A 16,314-nucleotide genomic window follows, 5' to 3' on the forward strand; every position below is an offset into this window, starting at 1 on the left:
TCGGCGCGCGCCGTAAAGCCTAACGCTGCGATCGCTCGATGGCCCGTTCTTATTTCTCCACCCCCCGTTCTGCCAAGGCGCCGCTCTGGCGTCGGCGCAGCGTGCTGGGCTTGCAAATTGCGGGCGGCCTTGCCCTGCTGGCGTTCATCATTCTTGCGATCACGGTCTATGTCTCGCAAGGGCAATTGCCGAGCTATGACGAGCTGAAATCCTCGCCCAACGGCCAGATGATTCGCGTCCATGCCGCCGATGGCACGGTGATCGTGTCGATCGGCCCGAGCTATGGCGAATGGCTGCCCTATGATCGCATTCCGGCGGTGATGCGCGATGCGATGATCTCGGTCGAGGATCGCCGCTTCCGCATGCACCCTGGCGTCGATCCGATCGGCATGGCGCGATCGGTCCAGGTGCGGATCGAGAAGGGCCATTGGCGGCAGGGCGGATCGACGATCACCCAGCAGATTGCGCGCAACATTTTCCTCAATTCGAACAAAAGGTTCGATCGCAAGATCCGCGAGGGCATCCTCGCACTCGCGCTGGAGCGCAAGTTCAGCAAGGATCAAGTGCTCGAACTGTACCTCAACAAGGTCTATTTCGGCGGCGGCGCGTACGGCATCGACGCGGCGAGCCGGAAATTCTTCGGCCACGGTGCCGATCATCTGAGTTTAAGCGAAGCGGCGGTCATCGCCGGGCTGGTCAAGGCGCCGTCCAATTATTCGCCGACCGCCGATATCGACGCGGCGCGCGGTCGCGCGCGAGTCGTGCTGTCGGTGATGCAGGAAACCGGCGCGATCACCCCGGCGCAAGCGCAAGACGCAGAAGCCGGCGTCGGTGCGATCGCCTTCGTCCCCGAAGCACGGCAGAACAGCGTGCGCTATTTCACCGATTGGGCGCTCCCGCAGCTCGAAGTGCTGATCGACGAAACGCAGCGCCCATTGGAAGTGTGGACGACGCTCGATCTCAATATGCAGCGTGCCGCCGATGCTGCGATCCAGGCGAATGCGCCGAAGGGCGCGCAAGGGGCTTTGGTGTCGATCGACCGCGACGGCGCGGTCCGCGCAATGGTCGGCGGGACCGATTATGTCACGTCGATCTACAATCGCGCGACGCAAGCCCAGCGCCAGCCGGGCTCGGCGTTCAAGCTGTTCGTCTATCTGGCGGCACTCGAGGCGGGGCATAAGGTCGAGGATTCGATCGTCGACGAGCCGATCACGATCGACGGGTGGAGCCCGCGCAACGATTCGCGGCGCAACAGCGGCGCGGTGAGCTTGCGTACCGCCTTTGCCTATTCGCTCAACACGGTTGCGGCGAAGCTTGGCCAGGAGGTTGGTTTCGCGACCGTCGCCGATATGGCGCGGCGCTTTGGCATCACGACCAAGGTCAACACGCATCCCTCGATGGTGCTCGGTACGTCCGAGGTGCGCTTGATCGACATGACGCGTGCGTTTGCCAGCGTCGGCAATAAGGGCGTCGCAGTCACCCCCTATGGCATCACCAAGGTGACCGCCTCGGGCGAGACGATCTATGCGCAGTCGGTCGATACCAGCCATGTGCTGGTCGCGCCCTACGTCGCGGCGCAAATGACCGACCTGTTGCAGACGACGGTCAATACCGGCACCGGCCGCGCCGCGCAGATCGGTCGCCCGGTCGCGGGCAAGACCGGCACGACGACATCGAGCAAGGATGGCTGGTTCCTCGGCTTTTCGAGCGGGCTGACGACGGGCGTGTGGATGGGGCGTGACGATGCAAAGCCGATCCCCGGCCTGCACGGCGGCACCGCGCCGGCCAAGGCGTTTGCCACATTCATGAAAATTGCGGTGGCGAGCCGTCCGCCCGAAGAGTTCGATACCAAAGTGACCTTGCCCGAATTCCAGCTCGAACCCGATCAGGAATCCTATTTCGGGGAGGCCGATAACGGCCTGTTCGTCGACGAAAATGGCAATCCGCTCGCGCCAGGCGACACCGCGCCGCTCCCGCCGGGGCAGCAAGTCGATGCCGATGGCAACCCGATCGAAAGTCGTGGGTCCGCCGAACAACCAGGCGCCCCACCCGCCGACAAGAAAGACGATCAGAAGCTCGATCAAGCCTGGATCGACCGCGTGCTAGGCCGCGAACCCTCGCGCCCTGCGCCCGCCCCGACGCGCACGCCGCCGGCCGATCGTCAGGATCCGCGCCCAACCCAGTGAAGCGCGGCACCGTTTGCGCGGAGCCAGCGACGCGACGCGTCCGGTTCACCTTCGTCGAGAACCGCGACGACACGATAAAACTGCGCGCTGTGGTTCATGTGCAGCCGGTGCGCGACTTCGTGCGCGACGGTCGATCGTCGAACGAAGGTGGGCATCAGGATCAAGCGCCAGCTATAGCGGATCGTCCCCGACGACGCGCAGCTGCCCCAGCGCGTCTTCGGATCGCCAATCGCTACCTTCGTAACTTCGACCCCGGCGCGGGCCGCGAATTCGACGGTTTCGGCGCTCAACACGCGCAGCGCCTCGCGCTTCAGCCACATGGCAACGCGGCGCGACAGGCCGTCTTCGGTTCCGCCGCAGCGCAAGACATCGCCGACGCGCTCCACGCGGCGCGGCGCGCGCTCGTCCCAGGCGATCGTCAAAGCGCCGTCGCCGAACGGGATCTCGGCACCTGGCGCAAACGGGACGGGTTGGGGCAAGCGCGCCCGCTGCGCCGCAATCCAATCCGCTTTCTCTTCGGCCCAAGCCAAGGCCGCCTTGAGCGGGGCGCGCAGCGGCAGCACCAACCGGACCCGCCCGGTCGCGCTGTCGACCGACAGCCGGGCGCGACGGGCACGGGCATTGCGGACGATTTCGACCGGCGCGCTCATGCCACCCCGATCCGCATTGGCTTCACAGCTCGCGGTCGACCAAATGAAATTCGAGCTCGCCCGCATCGTCCTCCGACACGGTCCAGCCGCGCACCGACTGGCCCGCACGGTGGACCGATTCCCGGTCGCCCGAAACGAGATAGTGCCAGTCGTACAACGGCTCATCGGCCGCGCGCAGCCGATAGGCGCAGGTTGCGGGCAACCAGTCGATCGTGCGGACATTGGCGCGGCTCAGGCGGACGCATTCGCTGACATAGGCGTGGCGATGTTTGTAATTCGAACATTGTGCCGTCGCACGGTCGAGCAAGCGGCACGACACGTTGGTCGGCAACAGCTCGCCGGTTTCCTCATCCTCGAGCTTGTGGACGCAGCATTTACCGCAGCCGTCGCACAAGGCCTCCCACTGGCCGCGATCGAGCGTGTCGATCGGTTCTTCCCAGAATTTGCCACTGCCTTTGCTGCCATCCGACATCGTCAGCGCACCCACCGGTTGAGTTCCGCCGCGACATCCTGCGGCGTCTTGTCTTGCGGCAGCAAAGCGATCGGCATGCCGGCCGGATCCATCAGATAGGCGAAGCGGCTGTGCGCGACGAGATAGCCGCCCTCGGCATTGGGCTTTTCGGCCTCGACATAGATGCCATACGCCTTGGCCGCCGCCGCAATCGCTTGCGGGGTCCCGGTCAGGCCGACCATGCGCGGGTGAAAGGCCGAAACGAACGCCTTGAGCACCGCCGACGTATCGCGCGTGGGGTCGACCGTTACGAAAATCGGCACAACCTTGGCCGCCCGCGCGGGGTCCTGCGCCTCGAATGCGCGCAGCCCCGCGCCAATCGTCTGGACGTCGGTCGGGCAGACATCGGGGCAGAAGGTGTAACCGAAATAGACGATGCGATAGCGTCCGGCAAAATCCCGATCGGTGCGTGGCTTGCCATCCTGATCGATCAGACTGAACGGCCCGCCGATCTTCACGCCCTCGAGCGGCGCGCGGCCGGGCGTAGCAGGGCCGCCACACGCAATCGGCAAAGCGGCGAGCAACAGGATCGAGATGGCGCGGAAAATCTGGTTCATGGCGCCGCCAGCCATGATCTGTTAGGCGATACGGTGCAAGGTTTGCCGCATTTACCCAAGCCCATGACCCATTTCAAAACCCACCTGTCAGCCAGGACGTGTTCGATGCTTTTTCGTGTCTCCTCCTTTGCCCTCGCCCTGATTGCCGTACCGATGGCAATGACGATCGCCGGGCCCGCCACGGCGCAGCTCGGCCAGTCGCCGGGCTACAAATTTCTTCAGGCCGTGAAGGATTCGAAGAATGACGAGGTCATCGCCTTTCTCGACAAGCCTGGCGCAACCGTCGTCAACACCCGCGATGTCGTATCGGGCGAAGGCGCGCTGCATATCGTGACGCGGCGTGGCGACTTGCCGTATCTCAGTTATCTCCTCTCCAAGGGTGCGGACGCGAACCTGCGCGACGGCAAGGGCGAGACCGCCTTGCTGATCGCAGCGCGGCTGGGGCGCGGCGAGTTGATCAGCGTGCTCATCAAGGGCGGGGCCAATCCCAATCTCGGCAACGCGAGCGGCGAGACCGCGCTGATCATCGCGGTGCAGCGCCGCGACCAGCCGATGGTGCGCGAATTGCTCGATCTTGGCGGCGACCCCGACCAAGCCGACCATTTGCAGGGTTTTTCGGCGCGCGATTATGCGCATCAGGACACGCGCTCCCCCGCCATCGCCACGATGCTCGACGCAGCGCCGAAAAAGGTTCGGCGCGCAGTATCCGGCCCGAAGCTCTAAAGCAGCGGTTGCGCGTCGGGATCGGTCAACGCGATCAAACGCCGCCCGGCGCGCCGTCCAAAGGCCAAGGTCACACGCTTGCGCGTCGCGGCGGAAACCGCTTCGGTATCCGCCTCGCGCACGATCGCCGCGTCGTAACGGTCAGCGACGATGATGCCGGTTCGCGCGGGCAGGAAGGCGGGGCCGTCGAGCGGTCCGATGTCGAACCCGGCCGGGACTGCCCAATAATAACGGTCGCAGCAGCCGAGATAGTCCGGCCATTTCGCGTCACCCAACAAATCGGCGCGCGATACCTTGATCTCGACGATGACGATTCGACCGCGCGCATCGATGGCCATCAGATCGGCACGGCGATTGCCGTCGAGCGGGACTTCGGCGAGCGCGACAAGATCGTGGCGCAGCAACAGTCGGATCGTGCCGCGCGCCACATCGGCGGCGCACAACTGCGATCCGAAAGGCTCGGCACACGCGGCTATCGCTGAATCGGGGGGCGGTTGCAGCATCCCCCAATCCTAGAACATTTCACGAACGCGTCAAATCCGACGCGCTTGCTTCAGCGATAGAAGACGTGATTTCCGATCGCAGCGACTTGGGTGCGGTTCCAGCTTGGCGAAACGCGGCGCGCGTGGAAGTACATCGCACCCGAGGCGGGGCTGTCCCACGCATCGGCGAGCGCAACGCGTGCGACGGCAACGGCGGTGCGATACTGCTTGTTCAGCGCGATCGCCGGAACGCGGCCACCGCGGACAAACGAGAATTGTCCGCGCTGCGTGACGACCGAACAAACCGACTTGGGGAAGCGCCCGGATTTGGTGCGGTTGAGGATAACCTCGGCGACAGCAAGCTGGCCAGTGAGCGGCTCGCCCTTCGATTCGAAATAGATCGCGCCGGCCATGCACTGCAGATCGTCGGCGATCGTTTCCGGCATCGACTGTGCGGCAACGGCATCTGCGAGCGTGCCATATTCGACGGTATCACCGTTCTGAAGATCATCGCTCGCGGAGGAATCGAGAGGGTCGGTCGGTCCAGCGCTGGTCGCGATGGCGGGCGTCAGAACCGGCTGGTTCGCGGTGGCTTGGGCAGGAACCGAAGCAAGGGTCGGCACGTTAATGGCACGATTGATTTCCTGCGCGAAGCCAGGAGTACCAATGCCGATCAAAGCGGCAAGGGCGAAAGTAACCGTCGCAAAGGTAGCGACGCGATTCGAAAACGACATGAAAACGACTAAAATGCGGTTGGTGCGCGGACATGCGCGACACGATGTCGCCCACCCGGACAGCCCCCCGACTGCGTAACCTCGCCGGATCGCACCCGGCACGGCACAACGCGCGTGACTAAGGCGGCGGCCTATCGTTGTGCAGCGCAGCGCCGTCAACCATCGAGGATCGTTTCTGCGGCGAATCGTTCTGCCGATGCGATATCCAGTTCGATCACCCACAAATCGGGATCACGGGACCGCCGCCTGCGCCAATATGCGTCGCGAGCACCGGCGTCGTTCGCGTCGATGGGACCGGTTGCCACGAATACCGGCTTACCGTGCACCCCGATCACACGCTCTAACAGTCGGGATGCCCCAGGTTCCTCATTTAAGATCAGCAGGATAGTGCCGGATTCGGCATCGCCGCGCGCACGCACCATGCCCATACCACCGGCGTCGTTGACGCGTTTAAGCAAAGCCGACACGAGGATCGCGGTCGGCAGCGATCCGCTCATGAAGCGCGATATCCCGGCAACCCGGCCAGTGGAATCTGCGATCGCATAAACGTGCCGGTTCCCCGCGCCGCTTCATCGCCCTCGGCATCGATCAGGCGCGCTTCGGCCACGAACACGCGGCGCTGACCCGAGATCCAGCGCCCCTCAGCAGTCACTGGCCCCGCGCGGAGCGGTTTGGTGAGCAACAGGTTGAACGCAGTCGTTAGCAGAAAGCGGTCGGTGACGAGGCTGTTCGCGGCATAAAAGGCGGCATCATCGAGCATCTTGAAATAGCTCGTGCCATGTGCGGCACCGGCCGCATGGAAATAGCGCTCATCAAGCGTGAAGTGGATTCGCGCGATCCCCGCTTCGGGAATTTCGAGTGTGGAGTCGAACAGGCGGTTGATCGGCGCTGCGGCATAGAGCGATTCGAGCGCCCGGAAATGCGCCGCCGCCCCAGCGGGCGAGTGCTCCATCTCAGGCAGCGTCCCGCACCGCATCGGCGGTGAGCAAGACAACCAGCGCATCGCGCGACGCCGCCCCCCGCAGTTTTTCGACCAGCGGCTTGTCGCGGAGCGCGCGGGACACCCGTGCCAGGGCTTTCAGATGATCCGCCCCGGCATCGGGCGGCGAGAGCAACATGAAGACGATATCGACCGGTAGATCGTCGACGGCGTCGAGATCGAGCGGATGGGTCAGTCGGGCGAACACGCCGCACACCTGTGCCAGCCCCGGCACCTTGCCATGCGGCGTTGCGACCCCCGCGCCGAACGCTGTCGAGCCGAGCTTTTCGCGCGCTGTAACGGCGCTCGCCACCACCGCCGGGTCGAGTGTGTAAGCGGCAGCCGCCGCGGCGGCGAGCTGTTGAAACAGGGCTTTACGCGTGCCTGCACTGACATGTTCGAGCACGGCATCGGGCGAGAGAAGGTCGTTCAGATCGGTCATTACAATCCTTGGGGCCCGCCCATCGCATGCGGCGAGACGCGGGCCCATAGCGGCGATCCAGCCTTCGCGAAAGCGCGACCGATCCGCTGGGAAATCAGGCTATTGCCGATGCGGCTCGACCCAACCGATTGTGCCATCGCCGCGACGATAGACCATATTATAAGTGCCCGACCCCGAATTGCGGAACAATAAGGCGGCGGTATTGCGCAAATCGAGCATCATCACCGCATCGGACACCGTCGCATCAGGGACATCGACGCGCGTTTCGGCGACGATCAGCGGGAAATCCTCGACTTCCTCCTCGGCCAGATTTTCCTGAAACAGCGTGTAACCGGCATTATCCGCGGCGATCACCGCCTCGGCGGTTACGGCAATGGCGACCCCGGCGTTACGGTCCTTCAGGCGGCGCATATACCGGCGTAGCTGCTTTTCGATCTTGCCCGCAGCGCCTTCAAAAGCGACATGCGCTTCGGTGGCATCGCCGCTGCCCTTCAGGATCAGTCCCTGCATGACATGCGCCACGATATCGCAGGTGAAGCGGTTATCGTGCGGCCCCTTACCAAAGGTGACCTTGGCCGAAATGGCGCGCGCGAAATATTTGGTGGCGATACCCTGGAGTCGCTCGTCGACATGGATCTTGAGCGCCTCGCCCGTTTCGACCTGATGGCCGGAAACCCGAATATCCATGAGCATTCTCCTTAGGTTCGGCCGGTGTCGCCTGTGACGATCACCTAGCCGATAGACGGTATCGGTCGGATACCTCGACCCCCTTCAAACTATTGCAGCGCCGGATCGCTCCCCCACAATGGATTAACCACGGTTTTCATGAAGCTTGCGTGCCGCGCCAGATCGCCCTCGCTCAACGCGAAGACGCGTGCTGGACGGACGATCGCAGGGACCGATGGCAGGGCTGGGGTCAGGTCGATCGCCGCTTCGCTCACCAGACCGAGCCCGATTTGCCGCCCGCCGGTGAGCTCGACATAGACTTGCGCCAGCAATTGCGCGTCGAGCAGCGCGCCGTGCAGCGTGCGATGGCTACGATCAATGCCATAGCGACCGCATAGCGCATCAAGGCTGTGCTTCGCCCCTGGATGCCGCATCCGCGCCATCGCCACGGTATCGACCATGCGGTGCAAGCCGACGGTGCCACGCCCGCAGCGCTGCAATTCGCCGTTGAGGAATCCGAAGTCGAAGCTCGCATTGTGCGCGACGAGCGGACTGTCGGCGATGAAATCAAGCAGATCGTCGGCTTGCTGAACGAACAGCGGCTTGTCGGCGAGGAAGGCGTCGCTCAGCCCGTGGACGCGCTGTGCCTCGGGTGGCATCGGCCGTTCGGGGTGAAAGTATGCGTGGAACGTGCGTCCGGTCTCGACCCGGTTGATCATTTCAAGGCAACCGATCTCAACCATGCGGTCGCCGTCGGCGAAACTGAATCCGGTGGTCTCGGTATCGAAGACGATTTCGCGCATGGTACTCACGATGATGGGGGTTGGCGCGCCGCTAAGCAAGCGATGATGGCGTGGACCGCGCGGCGCGTCGCGTCGAGCGAACCGCCGGTCGGCACGACGAAGTTGGCTCGCGCGACTTTTTCGTGATCGGGCCATTGTCTGGCGAGGATGGCGTCGAGCTTTTCCGGCGTCATCCCAGGCCGTGCCAGCACGCGCATACGCTGCGCGTCGGGGTCCGCCGACACTACGACAACGCTGTCGACGCGCGACTCGCCGCCGGTTTCGAACAACAAGGGCACGTCGAACACCACCAGCGGCGCATCGGCATGGGCCGCGAGGAACATGGCGCGTTCCTCGCCCACGGCGGGATGGACGATCGCTTCGAGCCGCTTCAACGCCGCCGAATCGCCCAGCACCATCGGCCCGAGCCGCGCACGATCGACTCCCTCGGGTCCGGTCGAGCCGGGAAAGGCAGCCTCGATGGCAGGAACCAGACGTCCATTCTTGCCTTGCAGCCGGTGGACCGCGGCGTCGGCATCGAACACCGGCACGCCGGCCTCTGCAAACATCGCGGCGACGGTCGATTTGCCCATCCCGATCGATCCGGTCAGGCCGATCGTGATCGGACCCGGCCTGATCGGATTGGGTGACGTCATGCCGTCAGCAACGCGCGAAGCTCAGCATCGCTGTTCTCGTCGCGCGGCGGCGCTACGCCGAAGAACAGCTCGAACGCCAACGCCGCTTGGCCGATCAACATGTCGAGCCCGTCGACGGTCTCGAGATCGCGCGACCGCGCCGCTGCGAGCAACACCGTTTCAAGCGGCGCATAGACCACATCGTAGACCACCGCGTCGTCCGGCAGGGCGCTCAGGTCCAAATCAAGCGGCGGTTGACCTGCCATACCGAGCGAGCTGGCATTGACCAGCAACGCGGCGGGTGGAAGTTTTGCATGGAGCGCCAGCGCTTGCCCCGTTAACCCAAAGGACGACAGCAAGGCGGCCGCCTTCAATACATTCCGGTTGAGAATGGTCACCGGCCCCACGCCAAGCCGTGACAGCGCAAACAGCACCGCCCGCGCGGCACCGCCGGCGCCGATCACCACGACCGGCGCGCCCGCCAAATCGAGCTCGGCAATCGGCGCGTAGAAACCCGCCGCATCGGTGTTGGTGCCGATGAGGGATCCGTCATCCTGCCGCAGGATCGTGTTCATCGCGCCGATCGTCCCGCGGATATTACCCGGATCATTGACCAGCTCCATAATCGCAATCTTATGCGGCAACGTGACGTTGCACCCTCGCCAATTGGGATCGGCGCGCGCGGAGGCGAGGTAGCCGGCCAGCGCGTCGGGCCGGACATGCGAACGCTTATAGTCGGCGTCGATCCCGGCTGCGTCGATCCAGAATTTATGAATCATCGGCGATTTGGAATGCGCGATCGGATCGCCGATCACTTCGGCAAACATCATGACGCCAACACTCCCCGTACCCGCAGATAATCGAGCACAGGGAGCAGGGGCAGCCCGAGCACGGTGAACTGACTCCCCTCGATCCGGCTGAATAGTTGCGCGCCGGGCCCTTCGATCCGGTAACACCCGACGCACCCGCTAATCTCGGGCCATTCGAGATCGAGATACTGTTCGATGAACGCCTCTGACAGCGGACGGACGTGCATCCGGGCGCGATCAACGACGCGCCAGACCGGGCGACCGCCTTCAGCGATCACCGCCGCGCTGACCAATTCGTGGCGTTTCCCCGACAATCGCTGCAAATGCGCCACCGCTTCGGCACGATCGCGCGGCTTGTCGAGCATCGTGCCATCTTCGAGCGCGACGATCGAATCGCACCCCAGCACCAGCGCTTGTCCGTCACCCGACGAGACCTTGATCGCCTTCAATTCGGACAGCGCATCCGCCATGTCGCGTGCGGCAAGACCGTCGCCCAGCAGCGCTGCCTTGGCCGATTCCTCATCCACCCCTGCGGAAACTGCGTCGAAGACCACGCCGGCCGCCGTCAGCATCGCGCGGCGCGAGCTGCTTTGCGATGCCAGCACCAAACGCTGTGCGACCTGCATCATGATGCTCCCTGCATGTCGCCGCTGCGCTCCCCGACCAGCGCGATGATTGCTGCTGCCGTCTCTTCGATCGAGCGCCGCGTCACGTCGATCACCGGCCAGCCATTGTCGGCAAACATCCGCCGTGCATAGGCGACCTCGCGCGTCACCGACTCCTGATCAACATAGGCGGTCTCGGTCACTTGGTTGAGCGACAAAAGCCGGTTGCGCCGCACCTGAATCAAGCGGTCGGCGCTGGTGGTGAGCCCTACGACCAAAGGATTTTTCAGCGCATAAAGGATCTGTGGCGGCGGGCTTTCCACCACGATTGGGATATTGGCGGTCTTGAAACCGCGATTGGCGAGATAGATTGAGGTCGGCGTTTTTGACGATCGCGAGACCCCCGCGAGCACGATGTCGGCTTCTTCCCAGTCCTCGGCACCAATGCCGTCGTCATGCGCAATGGTGAAGTGAATCGCCTCGACCCGCGCGAAATAGGCAGCATCGAGCACGTGTTGCCGCCCCGGCCGCGCCTTCGCTGCCTGGCCGAGCAAACCCGAAAGCGCATGCGTCACCCCATCCATCGGCGCGATCGCCGGCAGACCCAACGCCCGACAGCGCGTCTCAAGTGTCCGCCGCGTCTCGCTATTTACTAAGGTGAACAGCACCAGCCCCGGATTTTGCGAGATTTCCTGCAGGATCCGTTCGAGATGCGCCTCTGTCCGCACCATTGGCCAGAAATGACGGATCGTTTCGACGCCGTCATATTGCGCGAGCGCCGCCTTCGCGATGTTCTCGAGCGTTTCGCCGGTCGAATCCGACAACAGATGCAGATGCAAGCGCATCAAATAGGCCGGCTGGGCGAAACTGTGGACAACATGGTCGCAACCGCTAGCGCAACTTCGCCGTCCAGCAAAGCCATGGTCCGCCCGTGCATAACCGCCCCTTTATCCACAATTGCCTGCACGGCGGCGAATTCAGTGCACAGCCTGTGGATTATGGGGATAGCCGACCCGACTCACAGCGGTTGTGGGCGTACCCGGACCGCAAGCTGTTGGCATTTTGGGGATGACGGCATAAGCCCCGTTTTCGACGTGCCAACAACGACTACATCCTTTTAAGATTCTAGAATCTTATAGAAGAGGGTGAGCGAAAGCCGGTGGGAGTTTCGACCGTGACGACTGTTAAAAAGCCGCTGCTCGCGTGTCTGCAGGGGGAGCGTCAACCGATCCCGCCGGTCTGGCTGATGCGCCAAGCGGGACGCTATTTGCCCGAGTATCGCGCCCTTCGCGCCGAAAAAGGCGGCTTCCTCGCTTTGGTCAACGATAGCGCAGCGGCGGCCGAAGTGACGATCCAGCCGATCCGTCGCTTTGGTTTCGACGGTGCGATCCTCTTCTCCGACATTCTGATGGTTCCCGCGGCGCTGGGGCAGGACCTGACCTTCGGGGTAGGCGAGGGACCGGCGCTGACGCCAGCCCTGGTCGATCATGCCCTGTCGGGGCTGCTGCTGGCGCTGGAACGGCTTAATCCGGTCTATGAGACCGTGCGGCAAGTCGCGGCGCAATTGCCGCCTCAGACCACCTTCCTGGGCTTTGCCGGAAGCCCGTGGACGGTCGCGACGTACATGGTCGCGGGGCATGGCAGCAAGGATCAGAGCGAGACGCGGCGCTTCGCGTACGGCGATCCGGCGGCCTTTGCCGAGATTATCGGCGCGATCTCGGCGTGCACGATCGACTATCTGTCGAAGCAGATTGAGGCCGGGGTCGAGGCGGTGCAATTGTTCGACAGCTGGTCGGGCAGCCTCAGCCCGGCGCAATTCGAACGCTGGGTGATCGCGCCTAATGCGGCGATCGTGGCGGCGCTCCATGCGCGCCATCCCGGCGTGCCGGTGATCGGCTTTCCCAAAGGTGCCGGCGAAAAACTCCCCGCGTATGCGCGCGAAACCGGGGTCGATGCGGTCGGGGTCGATGAGACGATCGATCCCGAATGGGCCGCTGCCAATTTGCCGAACGGGATGCCGGTGCAAGGCAATCTCGACCCGCTCGTGCTCATCGCCGGAGGGTCAGCGATGGCGCAGGCGGCGCAGCGCATCCTCGATGCCTTTGCCGACCGGCCGCACATTTTCAACCTCGGCCACGGCATCCTGCAGGACACGCCGATCGCACATGTCGAGCAGTTGCTGGCCTATATCCGGAGCGTGAGATGATCGGAATGCTCGGCAATGCGTATCCGTGGGTAAAGGCGGCGCATTTGATTTTCGTGATCTTCTGGATGGCGGGGCTGTTTATGCTGCCGCGCTATCTCGTCTATCATCAGGAAGCCGCAATTGGTTCGCCTGAAGCGGCGCTGTGGGTCGAGCGCGAGGCCAAGATCCGCACGATCATCATGACGCCTGCGATGGTGGTGGTGTGGGTGCTCGGCCTGGTTCTTGCTGCCAATGCCGGGCTATTTTCTGGCATGAGCGGGCTGGGTTGGCTTCACGCCAAGCTTTTGCTGGTGGTTGTGCTGACCGGCTATCATGGCTGGGCGGTCGGCTATGGCAAGAAACTCGCGGCGGGAAAGCCGACGCTGACGGGCCGGCAATTGCGCCTCATCAACGAAGTTCCGGCGGTCCTCGTGACCTTCATCGTCATTCTGGCGATCGTTCAGCCCTTCTGAGGATCGCGGTTTCAATCCGTCAGGAGTGTCGAGCCTTGACGCGAGCAAAGCGCGGTCGTATTCCGTGAGCGTGCCCTAGTGCGGCGGGTCCACCCGTTCGGCTGCGGTATCCTTCCTCAAGCATCGTCGCGTACCCTTCGCCGATCGAAGCTCTTCCCCAGCATCTTCATGCCCGGACGTTACCCATGCATCTCAAAGACCTGAAAAACAAAAAGCCGGCTGAACTGGTCGCGATGGCCGAGGAACTCGGCATCGAGAGCGCATCGACGCTGCGCAAGCAGGATCTGATGTTCGCGATCCTCAAGGTCCAGGCCGAAGAAGGCGAGATGATCATGGGGCTGGGCACGATCGAAGTGCTGCCCGACGGCTTCGGTTTTTTGCGCAGCCCGGAAGCGAATTATCTCGCCGGGCCCGACGATATCTACATCTCGCCCAATCAGGTCCGTAAATTCGGCCTGCGCACCGGTGATACGGTCGAAGGTGAAATCCGCGGGCCGAAGGATGGCGAGCGCTATTTCGCGCTGGTCAAACTGACCGCAGTCAATTTCGACGATCCCGATGCGGTGCGCCACCGCGTCAATTTCGACAATCTGACGCCGCTCTATCCGGATGAGAAGCTAACGCTCGATCCGTCCGACCCGACGGTGAAGGACAAGTCGGCGCGGGTGATCGATATCATCTCGCCGCAGGGAAAGGGCCAGCGCACGCTGATCGTCGCGCCCCCGCGCGTCGGCAAGACGGTGATGCTGCAAAATATTGCCAAGGCGATCACCGACAACCATCCCGAGGTCTTCCTGATCGTCCTGCTGATCGACGAACGCCCCGAGGAAGTCACCGACATGCAGCGCTCGGTCAAGGGCGAAGTGGTCAGTTCGACCTTCGACGAACCCGCGACGCGCCATGTGCAAGTTGCTGAAATGGTGATCGAAAAAGCCAAACGCCTGGTCGAGCACAAGAAGGATGTGGTGATCCTGCTCGATTCGATCACGCGCCTTGGCCGTGCCTATAACACCGTGGTTCCGTCGTCGGGTAAGGTCTTGACCGGCGGCGTCGACGCCAACGCGCTGCAGCGCCCGAAGCGTTTCTTCGGTGCCGCGCGCAACATTGAGGAGGGCGGTTCGCTCTCGATCATTGCCACTGCGCTGATCGATACCGGCAGCCGCATGGACGAAGTGATCTTCGAGGAATTCAAGGGCACCGGTAACTCGGAAATCGTGCTTGATCGCAAAGTTGCCGATAAGCGCATTTTCCCGGCACTCGATGTCGGCAAATCGGGCACGCGTAAGGAAGAGTTGCTGGTCGATCAAAGCAAGCTCTCCAAGATGTGGGTGCTGCGCCGTATCCTGATGCAAATGGGCACGATCGATTCGATGGAATTCCTGCTCGACAAGATGAAGAACTCGAAGACGAACGAGGACTTCTTCGACAGCATGAATCAATAGCTGACTGTGGCCGGGCTTCGCGGAGCTAAGCCCGGGTCCACATCGATCCGGTCGGCGCGACGACGCCGGGACCGACGAGTTCGCAGGTACGCGGTGCCCCGCATCTCGTAGATCATGCCAGCGGCATGATCGGCCTGCAAACTGGCTTTGCCCATGTCCTTGTCACACGCTAGGACCTAGCTCATGCTTACCACTCTTCTAGCGGCGTCCGCCGTCGAACCCATGTCCATGAGCTGGCTGTGGCAACATATCCTCACAGACTTCGCCAATATCGCTTCGGTCTCGGCGCTGACGGCGTTCGCAACCGTGGTTCTGCTCGATGTCGCGCTCGCCGGGGATAATGCGATCGTCGTCGGCGCGCTTGCCGCCGGCTTGCCCGCTGGACAGCGCAAAAAGGTGATCGCGATCGGCATCCTTGCCGCGCTGGTGCTGCGCGTCGTGTTTGCGGTTGCCGTGCTCTATGGCTTGGAGAGCTTTAAATCATACGGACTCGTCTTTGGTGGCGGGCTCTTGCTGTTGTGGGTGGCGTGGAAGATGTACCGCGAGTTGCAGCCACGCGCTGTTCCCGGCGGGTCGGACGAAGTCGATGGGGACGAGCATAGCGGTATTCGCCCCGCCAAGAGTTTTGTAGCCGCCGCTTGGGCCGTTGCGGTTGCCGATGTTTCGATGAGCCTCGACAATGTCCTCGCGGTCGCCGGTGCCGCGCGCGAGCATCCTGGCATCATGGTCATCGGGTTGGTGCTGTCGGTCGCGCTGATGGGGCTCGCCGCCAATGTTATTGCCAAGTATATCGAGCGCTTCCGCTGGATCGCCTGGATCGGGTTGATCATCATCGTCTATGTGGCGGGAAAGATGATCCTGGAGGGTGTGCACGATATGCAACCGATGATCAGCGCGGTCACTGGCTGAACAGATCGATTTGGTGCGGGACTGCGGGCGTTCGACCCAACAAGCCCCGGACGCTACGCTCGTGCTCAAGCAACCATTGCTTGGTTGTCGGCCCCTGACCTGCCGAATAAGCGCCAAGCCGACCGTCGGCATTGAGGATACGGTGACACGGCACGATGATCGGGAAGGGATTGCGCGCGCATGCCTGACCGATCGCCCGCGCGCTCGATGCGGCAATACGGGCGAGGGCGCTATAGCTGCGCGTATCGCCATAACCGATCGCTACCATCGCATCGCGCAACGCTTGTCCGCGTCGCGTTGCGGCGGGCGCCAAGGGAAGATCGAACACCATACGCTCGCCCGCGAACCATTGCTCCAGTTGGTCAGCGGCGAACCGGACGGGCGCGGTCGTGCCGTTGGTCACTGCGCCCGACACGTCGATCTGGACGCGATGCACTGCGAGTGCATCGCCTTCGACGGCGATGATGCCGACAGGCGTTGCGATCCGGGCAATATCGCGCGCATACATAGCGAAGACTATGCCGCGCGGGGTGCGCGTGCTCAA

Annotated in this window: 21 protein-coding genes; 6 read left to right on the top strand and 15 right to left on the bottom strand. The window is 63.2% G+C overall.

Annotation, left to right across the window (positions count from 1 at the left end):
- Positions 1-38 precede the first annotated feature (38 nt).
- Positions 39-2,186: a transglycosylase domain-containing protein gene (locus IEV62_RS06820; RefSeq protein WP_188446104.1), complete on the top strand. Its 2,148-nt coding sequence runs from the start codon at positions 39-41 to the stop codon at positions 2,184-2,186.
- Here the strand turns inward: IEV62_RS06820 and IEV62_RS06825 are convergent.
- Genes IEV62_RS06825 through IEV62_RS06835 form a run of 3 tightly spaced genes read right to left on the bottom strand, consistent with a single transcriptional unit; the run spans position 2,162 to position 3,919 of the window.
- Entirely contained in the window at positions 2,162-2,836 is a 675-nt protein-coding gene (locus IEV62_RS06825) for a M48 family metallopeptidase (RefSeq protein ID WP_188446105.1), read from the bottom strand. The two genes, IEV62_RS06820 and IEV62_RS06825, sit on opposite strands and share 25 nt — an antisense overlap.
- Positions 2,837-2,858: 22 nt before the next feature.
- Complete coding sequence (locus IEV62_RS06830; protein ID WP_188446171.1) at positions 2,859-3,308, bottom strand: YcgN family cysteine cluster protein; 450 nt, start codon at positions 3,306-3,308, stop codon at positions 2,859-2,861.
- Between the two features lie 2 nt (positions 3,309-3,310).
- Positions 3,311-3,919: an SCO family protein gene (locus IEV62_RS06835; RefSeq protein ID WP_229732876.1), complete on the bottom strand. Its 609-nt coding sequence runs from the start codon at positions 3,917-3,919 to the stop codon at positions 3,311-3,313.
- A 90-nt stretch (positions 3,920-4,009) separates the two neighbouring features.
- On the opposite strand from IEV62_RS06835, the gene IEV62_RS06840 reads away from it, so the two are divergent.
- A complete protein-coding gene (locus tag IEV62_RS06840; RefSeq protein WP_188446106.1) occupies positions 4,010-4,627 on the top strand; it encodes an ankyrin repeat domain-containing protein in 618 nt (205 codons plus the stop codon).
- Here the strand turns inward: IEV62_RS06840 and IEV62_RS06845 are convergent.
- The 11 genes from IEV62_RS06845 to IEV62_RS06895 form a co-directional block, all read right to left on the bottom strand.
- The gene (locus IEV62_RS06845) at positions 4,624-5,130 is read right to left on the bottom strand and encodes an MmcB family DNA repair protein (RefSeq protein ID WP_188446107.1); all 507 of its coding nucleotides are present in this window, start codon (positions 5,128-5,130) and stop codon (positions 4,624-4,626) included. The genes IEV62_RS06840 and IEV62_RS06845 overlap by 4 nt on opposite strands.
- 50 nt (positions 5,131-5,180) lie before the next feature.
- Complete coding sequence (locus IEV62_RS06850; RefSeq protein WP_188446108.1) at positions 5,181-5,843, bottom strand: cell wall hydrolase; 663 nt, start codon at positions 5,841-5,843, stop codon at positions 5,181-5,183.
- A gap of 155 nt (positions 5,844-5,998) precedes the next feature.
- Positions 5,999-6,340: a DUF1491 family protein gene (locus IEV62_RS06855; protein ID WP_188446109.1), complete on the bottom strand. Its 342-nt coding sequence runs from the start codon at positions 6,338-6,340 to the stop codon at positions 5,999-6,001.
- Positions 6,337-6,795, bottom strand: a complete 459-nt coding sequence (locus tag IEV62_RS06860; protein ID WP_188446110.1) for a PaaI family thioesterase — start codon at positions 6,793-6,795, stop codon at positions 6,337-6,339. The genes IEV62_RS06855 and IEV62_RS06860 overlap by 4 nt, the downstream gene beginning before the upstream one ends.
- A gap of 1 nt (position 6,796) precedes the next feature.
- Positions 6,797-7,264 (bottom strand): PTS sugar transporter subunit IIA, encoded by a 468-nt coding sequence (locus tag IEV62_RS06865; protein WP_188446111.1) that lies wholly within the window; start codon positions 7,262-7,264, stop codon positions 6,797-6,799.
- A 99-nt stretch (positions 7,265-7,363) separates the two neighbouring features.
- Complete coding sequence (hpf, locus tag IEV62_RS06870; protein WP_188446112.1) at positions 7,364-7,951, bottom strand: ribosome hibernation-promoting factor, HPF/YfiA family; 588 nt, start codon at positions 7,949-7,951, stop codon at positions 7,364-7,366.
- 89 nt (positions 7,952-8,040) lie between these two features.
- The gene (dnaQ, locus tag IEV62_RS06875; protein WP_188446173.1) at positions 8,041-8,733 is read right to left on the bottom strand and encodes a DNA polymerase III subunit epsilon; all 693 of its coding nucleotides are present in this window, start codon (positions 8,731-8,733) and stop codon (positions 8,041-8,043) included.
- Between the two features lie 5 nt (positions 8,734-8,738).
- Positions 8,739-9,368 carry a dephospho-CoA kinase gene (coaE, locus tag IEV62_RS06880; protein WP_188446113.1) on the bottom strand — a complete coding sequence of 210 codons (630 nt, stop codon included), beginning with the start codon at positions 9,366-9,368 and terminating at the stop codon, positions 8,739-8,741.
- Positions 9,365-10,177, bottom strand: coding sequence for a shikimate dehydrogenase (gene aroE / locus IEV62_RS06885; RefSeq protein WP_188446114.1), 813 nt, complete (start codon positions 10,175-10,177; stop codon positions 9,365-9,367). The genes coaE and aroE overlap by 4 nt, the downstream gene beginning before the upstream one ends.
- The gene (locus tag IEV62_RS06890) at positions 10,174-10,785 is read right to left on the bottom strand and encodes a Maf family protein (protein WP_268234233.1); all 612 of its coding nucleotides are present in this window, start codon (positions 10,783-10,785) and stop codon (positions 10,174-10,176) included. The genes aroE and IEV62_RS06890 overlap by 4 nt, the downstream gene beginning before the upstream one ends.
- The gene (locus tag IEV62_RS06895; protein ID WP_445009363.1) at positions 10,782-11,606 is read right to left on the bottom strand and encodes a pyruvate, water dikinase regulatory protein; all 825 of its coding nucleotides are present in this window, start codon (positions 11,604-11,606) and stop codon (positions 10,782-10,784) included. The genes IEV62_RS06890 and IEV62_RS06895 overlap by 4 nt, the downstream gene beginning before the upstream one ends.
- 329 nt (positions 11,607-11,935) lie before the next feature.
- Here IEV62_RS06895 and hemE point away from each other — a divergent pair, with 329 nt between their 5' ends.
- The 4 genes from hemE (at position 11,936) to IEV62_RS06915 (ending at position 15,770) form a co-directional block, all read left to right on the top strand.
- Positions 11,936-12,967, top strand: a complete 1,032-nt coding sequence (gene hemE / locus IEV62_RS06900) for a uroporphyrinogen decarboxylase (protein ID WP_188446116.1) — start codon at positions 11,936-11,938, stop codon at positions 12,965-12,967.
- Positions 12,964-13,419 (top strand): CopD family protein, encoded by a 456-nt coding sequence (locus tag IEV62_RS06905; protein ID WP_188446117.1) that lies wholly within the window; start codon positions 12,964-12,966, stop codon positions 13,417-13,419. The genes hemE and IEV62_RS06905 overlap by 4 nt, the downstream gene beginning before the upstream one ends.
- 185 nt (positions 13,420-13,604) lie before the next feature.
- A complete protein-coding gene (gene rho, locus IEV62_RS06910; RefSeq protein ID WP_188446118.1) occupies positions 13,605-14,861 on the top strand; it encodes a transcription termination factor Rho in 1,257 nt (418 codons plus the stop codon).
- A gap of 183 nt (positions 14,862-15,044) precedes the next feature.
- Positions 15,045-15,770 (top strand): YjbE family putative metal transport protein, encoded by a 726-nt coding sequence (locus IEV62_RS06915; protein ID WP_229732878.1) that lies wholly within the window; start codon positions 15,045-15,047, stop codon positions 15,768-15,770.
- On the opposite strand, the gene IEV62_RS06920 is transcribed toward IEV62_RS06915, so the two are convergent.
- A complete protein-coding gene (locus tag IEV62_RS06920) occupies positions 15,760-16,278 on the bottom strand; it encodes a methylated-DNA--[protein]-cysteine S-methyltransferase (RefSeq protein ID WP_188446119.1) in 519 nt (172 codons plus the stop codon). The two genes, IEV62_RS06915 and IEV62_RS06920, sit on opposite strands and share 11 nt — an antisense overlap.
- Positions 16,279-16,314 lie beyond the last annotated feature (36 nt).

It is taken from the genome of Sphingomonas psychrolutea, assembly GCF_014636175.1.
Lineage (GTDB): Bacteria > Pseudomonadota > Alphaproteobacteria > Sphingomonadales > Sphingomonadaceae > Sphingomonas > Sphingomonas psychrolutea.

Excerpts from the sequence above, each read along its gene's own strand:
- IEV62_RS06820 (WP_188446104.1), top strand. The coding sequence starts at position 39 with ATGGCCCGTTCTTATTTCTCCACCCCCCGTTCTGCCAAGGCGCCGCTC.
- IEV62_RS06825 (WP_188446105.1), bottom strand. The coding sequence starts at position 2,836 with ATGAGCGCGCCGGTCGAAATCGTCCGCAATGCCCGTGCCCGTCGCGCC.
- IEV62_RS06830 (WP_188446171.1), bottom strand. The coding sequence starts at position 3,308 with ATGTCGGATGGCAGCAAAGGCAGTGGCAAATTCTGGGAAGAACCGATC.
- IEV62_RS06835 (WP_229732876.1), bottom strand. The coding sequence starts at position 3,919 with ATGGCTGGCGGCGCCATGAACCAGATTTTCCGCGCCATCTCGATCCTG.
- IEV62_RS06840 (WP_188446106.1), top strand. The coding sequence starts at position 4,010 with ATGCTTTTTCGTGTCTCCTCCTTTGCCCTCGCCCTGATTGCCGTACCG.
- IEV62_RS06845 (WP_188446107.1), bottom strand. The coding sequence starts at position 5,130 with ATGCTGCAACCGCCCCCCGATTCAGCGATAGCCGCGTGTGCCGAGCCT.
- IEV62_RS06850 (WP_188446108.1), bottom strand. The coding sequence starts at position 5,843 with ATGTCGTTTTCGAATCGCGTCGCTACCTTTGCGACGGTTACTTTCGCC.
- IEV62_RS06855 (WP_188446109.1), bottom strand. The coding sequence starts at position 6,340 with ATGAGCGGATCGCTGCCGACCGCGATCCTCGTGTCGGCTTTGCTTAAA.
- IEV62_RS06860 (WP_188446110.1), bottom strand. The coding sequence starts at position 6,795 with ATGGAGCACTCGCCCGCTGGGGCGGCGGCGCATTTCCGGGCGCTCGAA.
- IEV62_RS06865 (WP_188446111.1), bottom strand. The coding sequence starts at position 7,264 with ATGACCGATCTGAACGACCTTCTCTCGCCCGATGCCGTGCTCGAACAT.
- hpf (WP_188446112.1), bottom strand. The coding sequence starts at position 7,951 with ATGGATATTCGGGTTTCCGGCCATCAGGTCGAAACGGGCGAGGCGCTC.
- dnaQ (WP_188446173.1), bottom strand. The coding sequence starts at position 8,733 with ATGCGCGAAATCGTCTTCGATACCGAGACCACCGGATTCAGTTTCGCC.
- coaE (WP_188446113.1), bottom strand. The coding sequence starts at position 9,368 with ATGACGTCACCCAATCCGATCAGGCCGGGTCCGATCACGATCGGCCTG.
- aroE (WP_188446114.1), bottom strand. The coding sequence starts at position 10,177 with ATGATGTTTGCCGAAGTGATCGGCGATCCGATCGCGCATTCCAAATCG.
- IEV62_RS06890 (WP_268234233.1), bottom strand. The coding sequence starts at position 10,785 with ATGATGCAGGTCGCACAGCGTTTGGTGCTGGCATCGCAAAGCAGCTCG.
- IEV62_RS06895 (WP_445009363.1), bottom strand. The coding sequence starts at position 11,606 with ATGCGCTTGCATCTGCATCTGTTGTCGGATTCGACCGGCGAAACGCTC.
- IEV62_RS06905 (WP_188446117.1), top strand. The coding sequence starts at position 12,964 with ATGATCGGAATGCTCGGCAATGCGTATCCGTGGGTAAAGGCGGCGCAT.
- rho (WP_188446118.1), top strand. The coding sequence starts at position 13,605 with ATGCATCTCAAAGACCTGAAAAACAAAAAGCCGGCTGAACTGGTCGCG.
- IEV62_RS06915 (WP_229732878.1), top strand. The coding sequence starts at position 15,045 with ATGCTTACCACTCTTCTAGCGGCGTCCGCCGTCGAACCCATGTCCATG.
- IEV62_RS06920 (WP_188446119.1), bottom strand. The coding sequence starts at position 16,278 with ATGTATGCGCGCGATATTGCCCGGATCGCAACGCCTGTCGGCATCATC.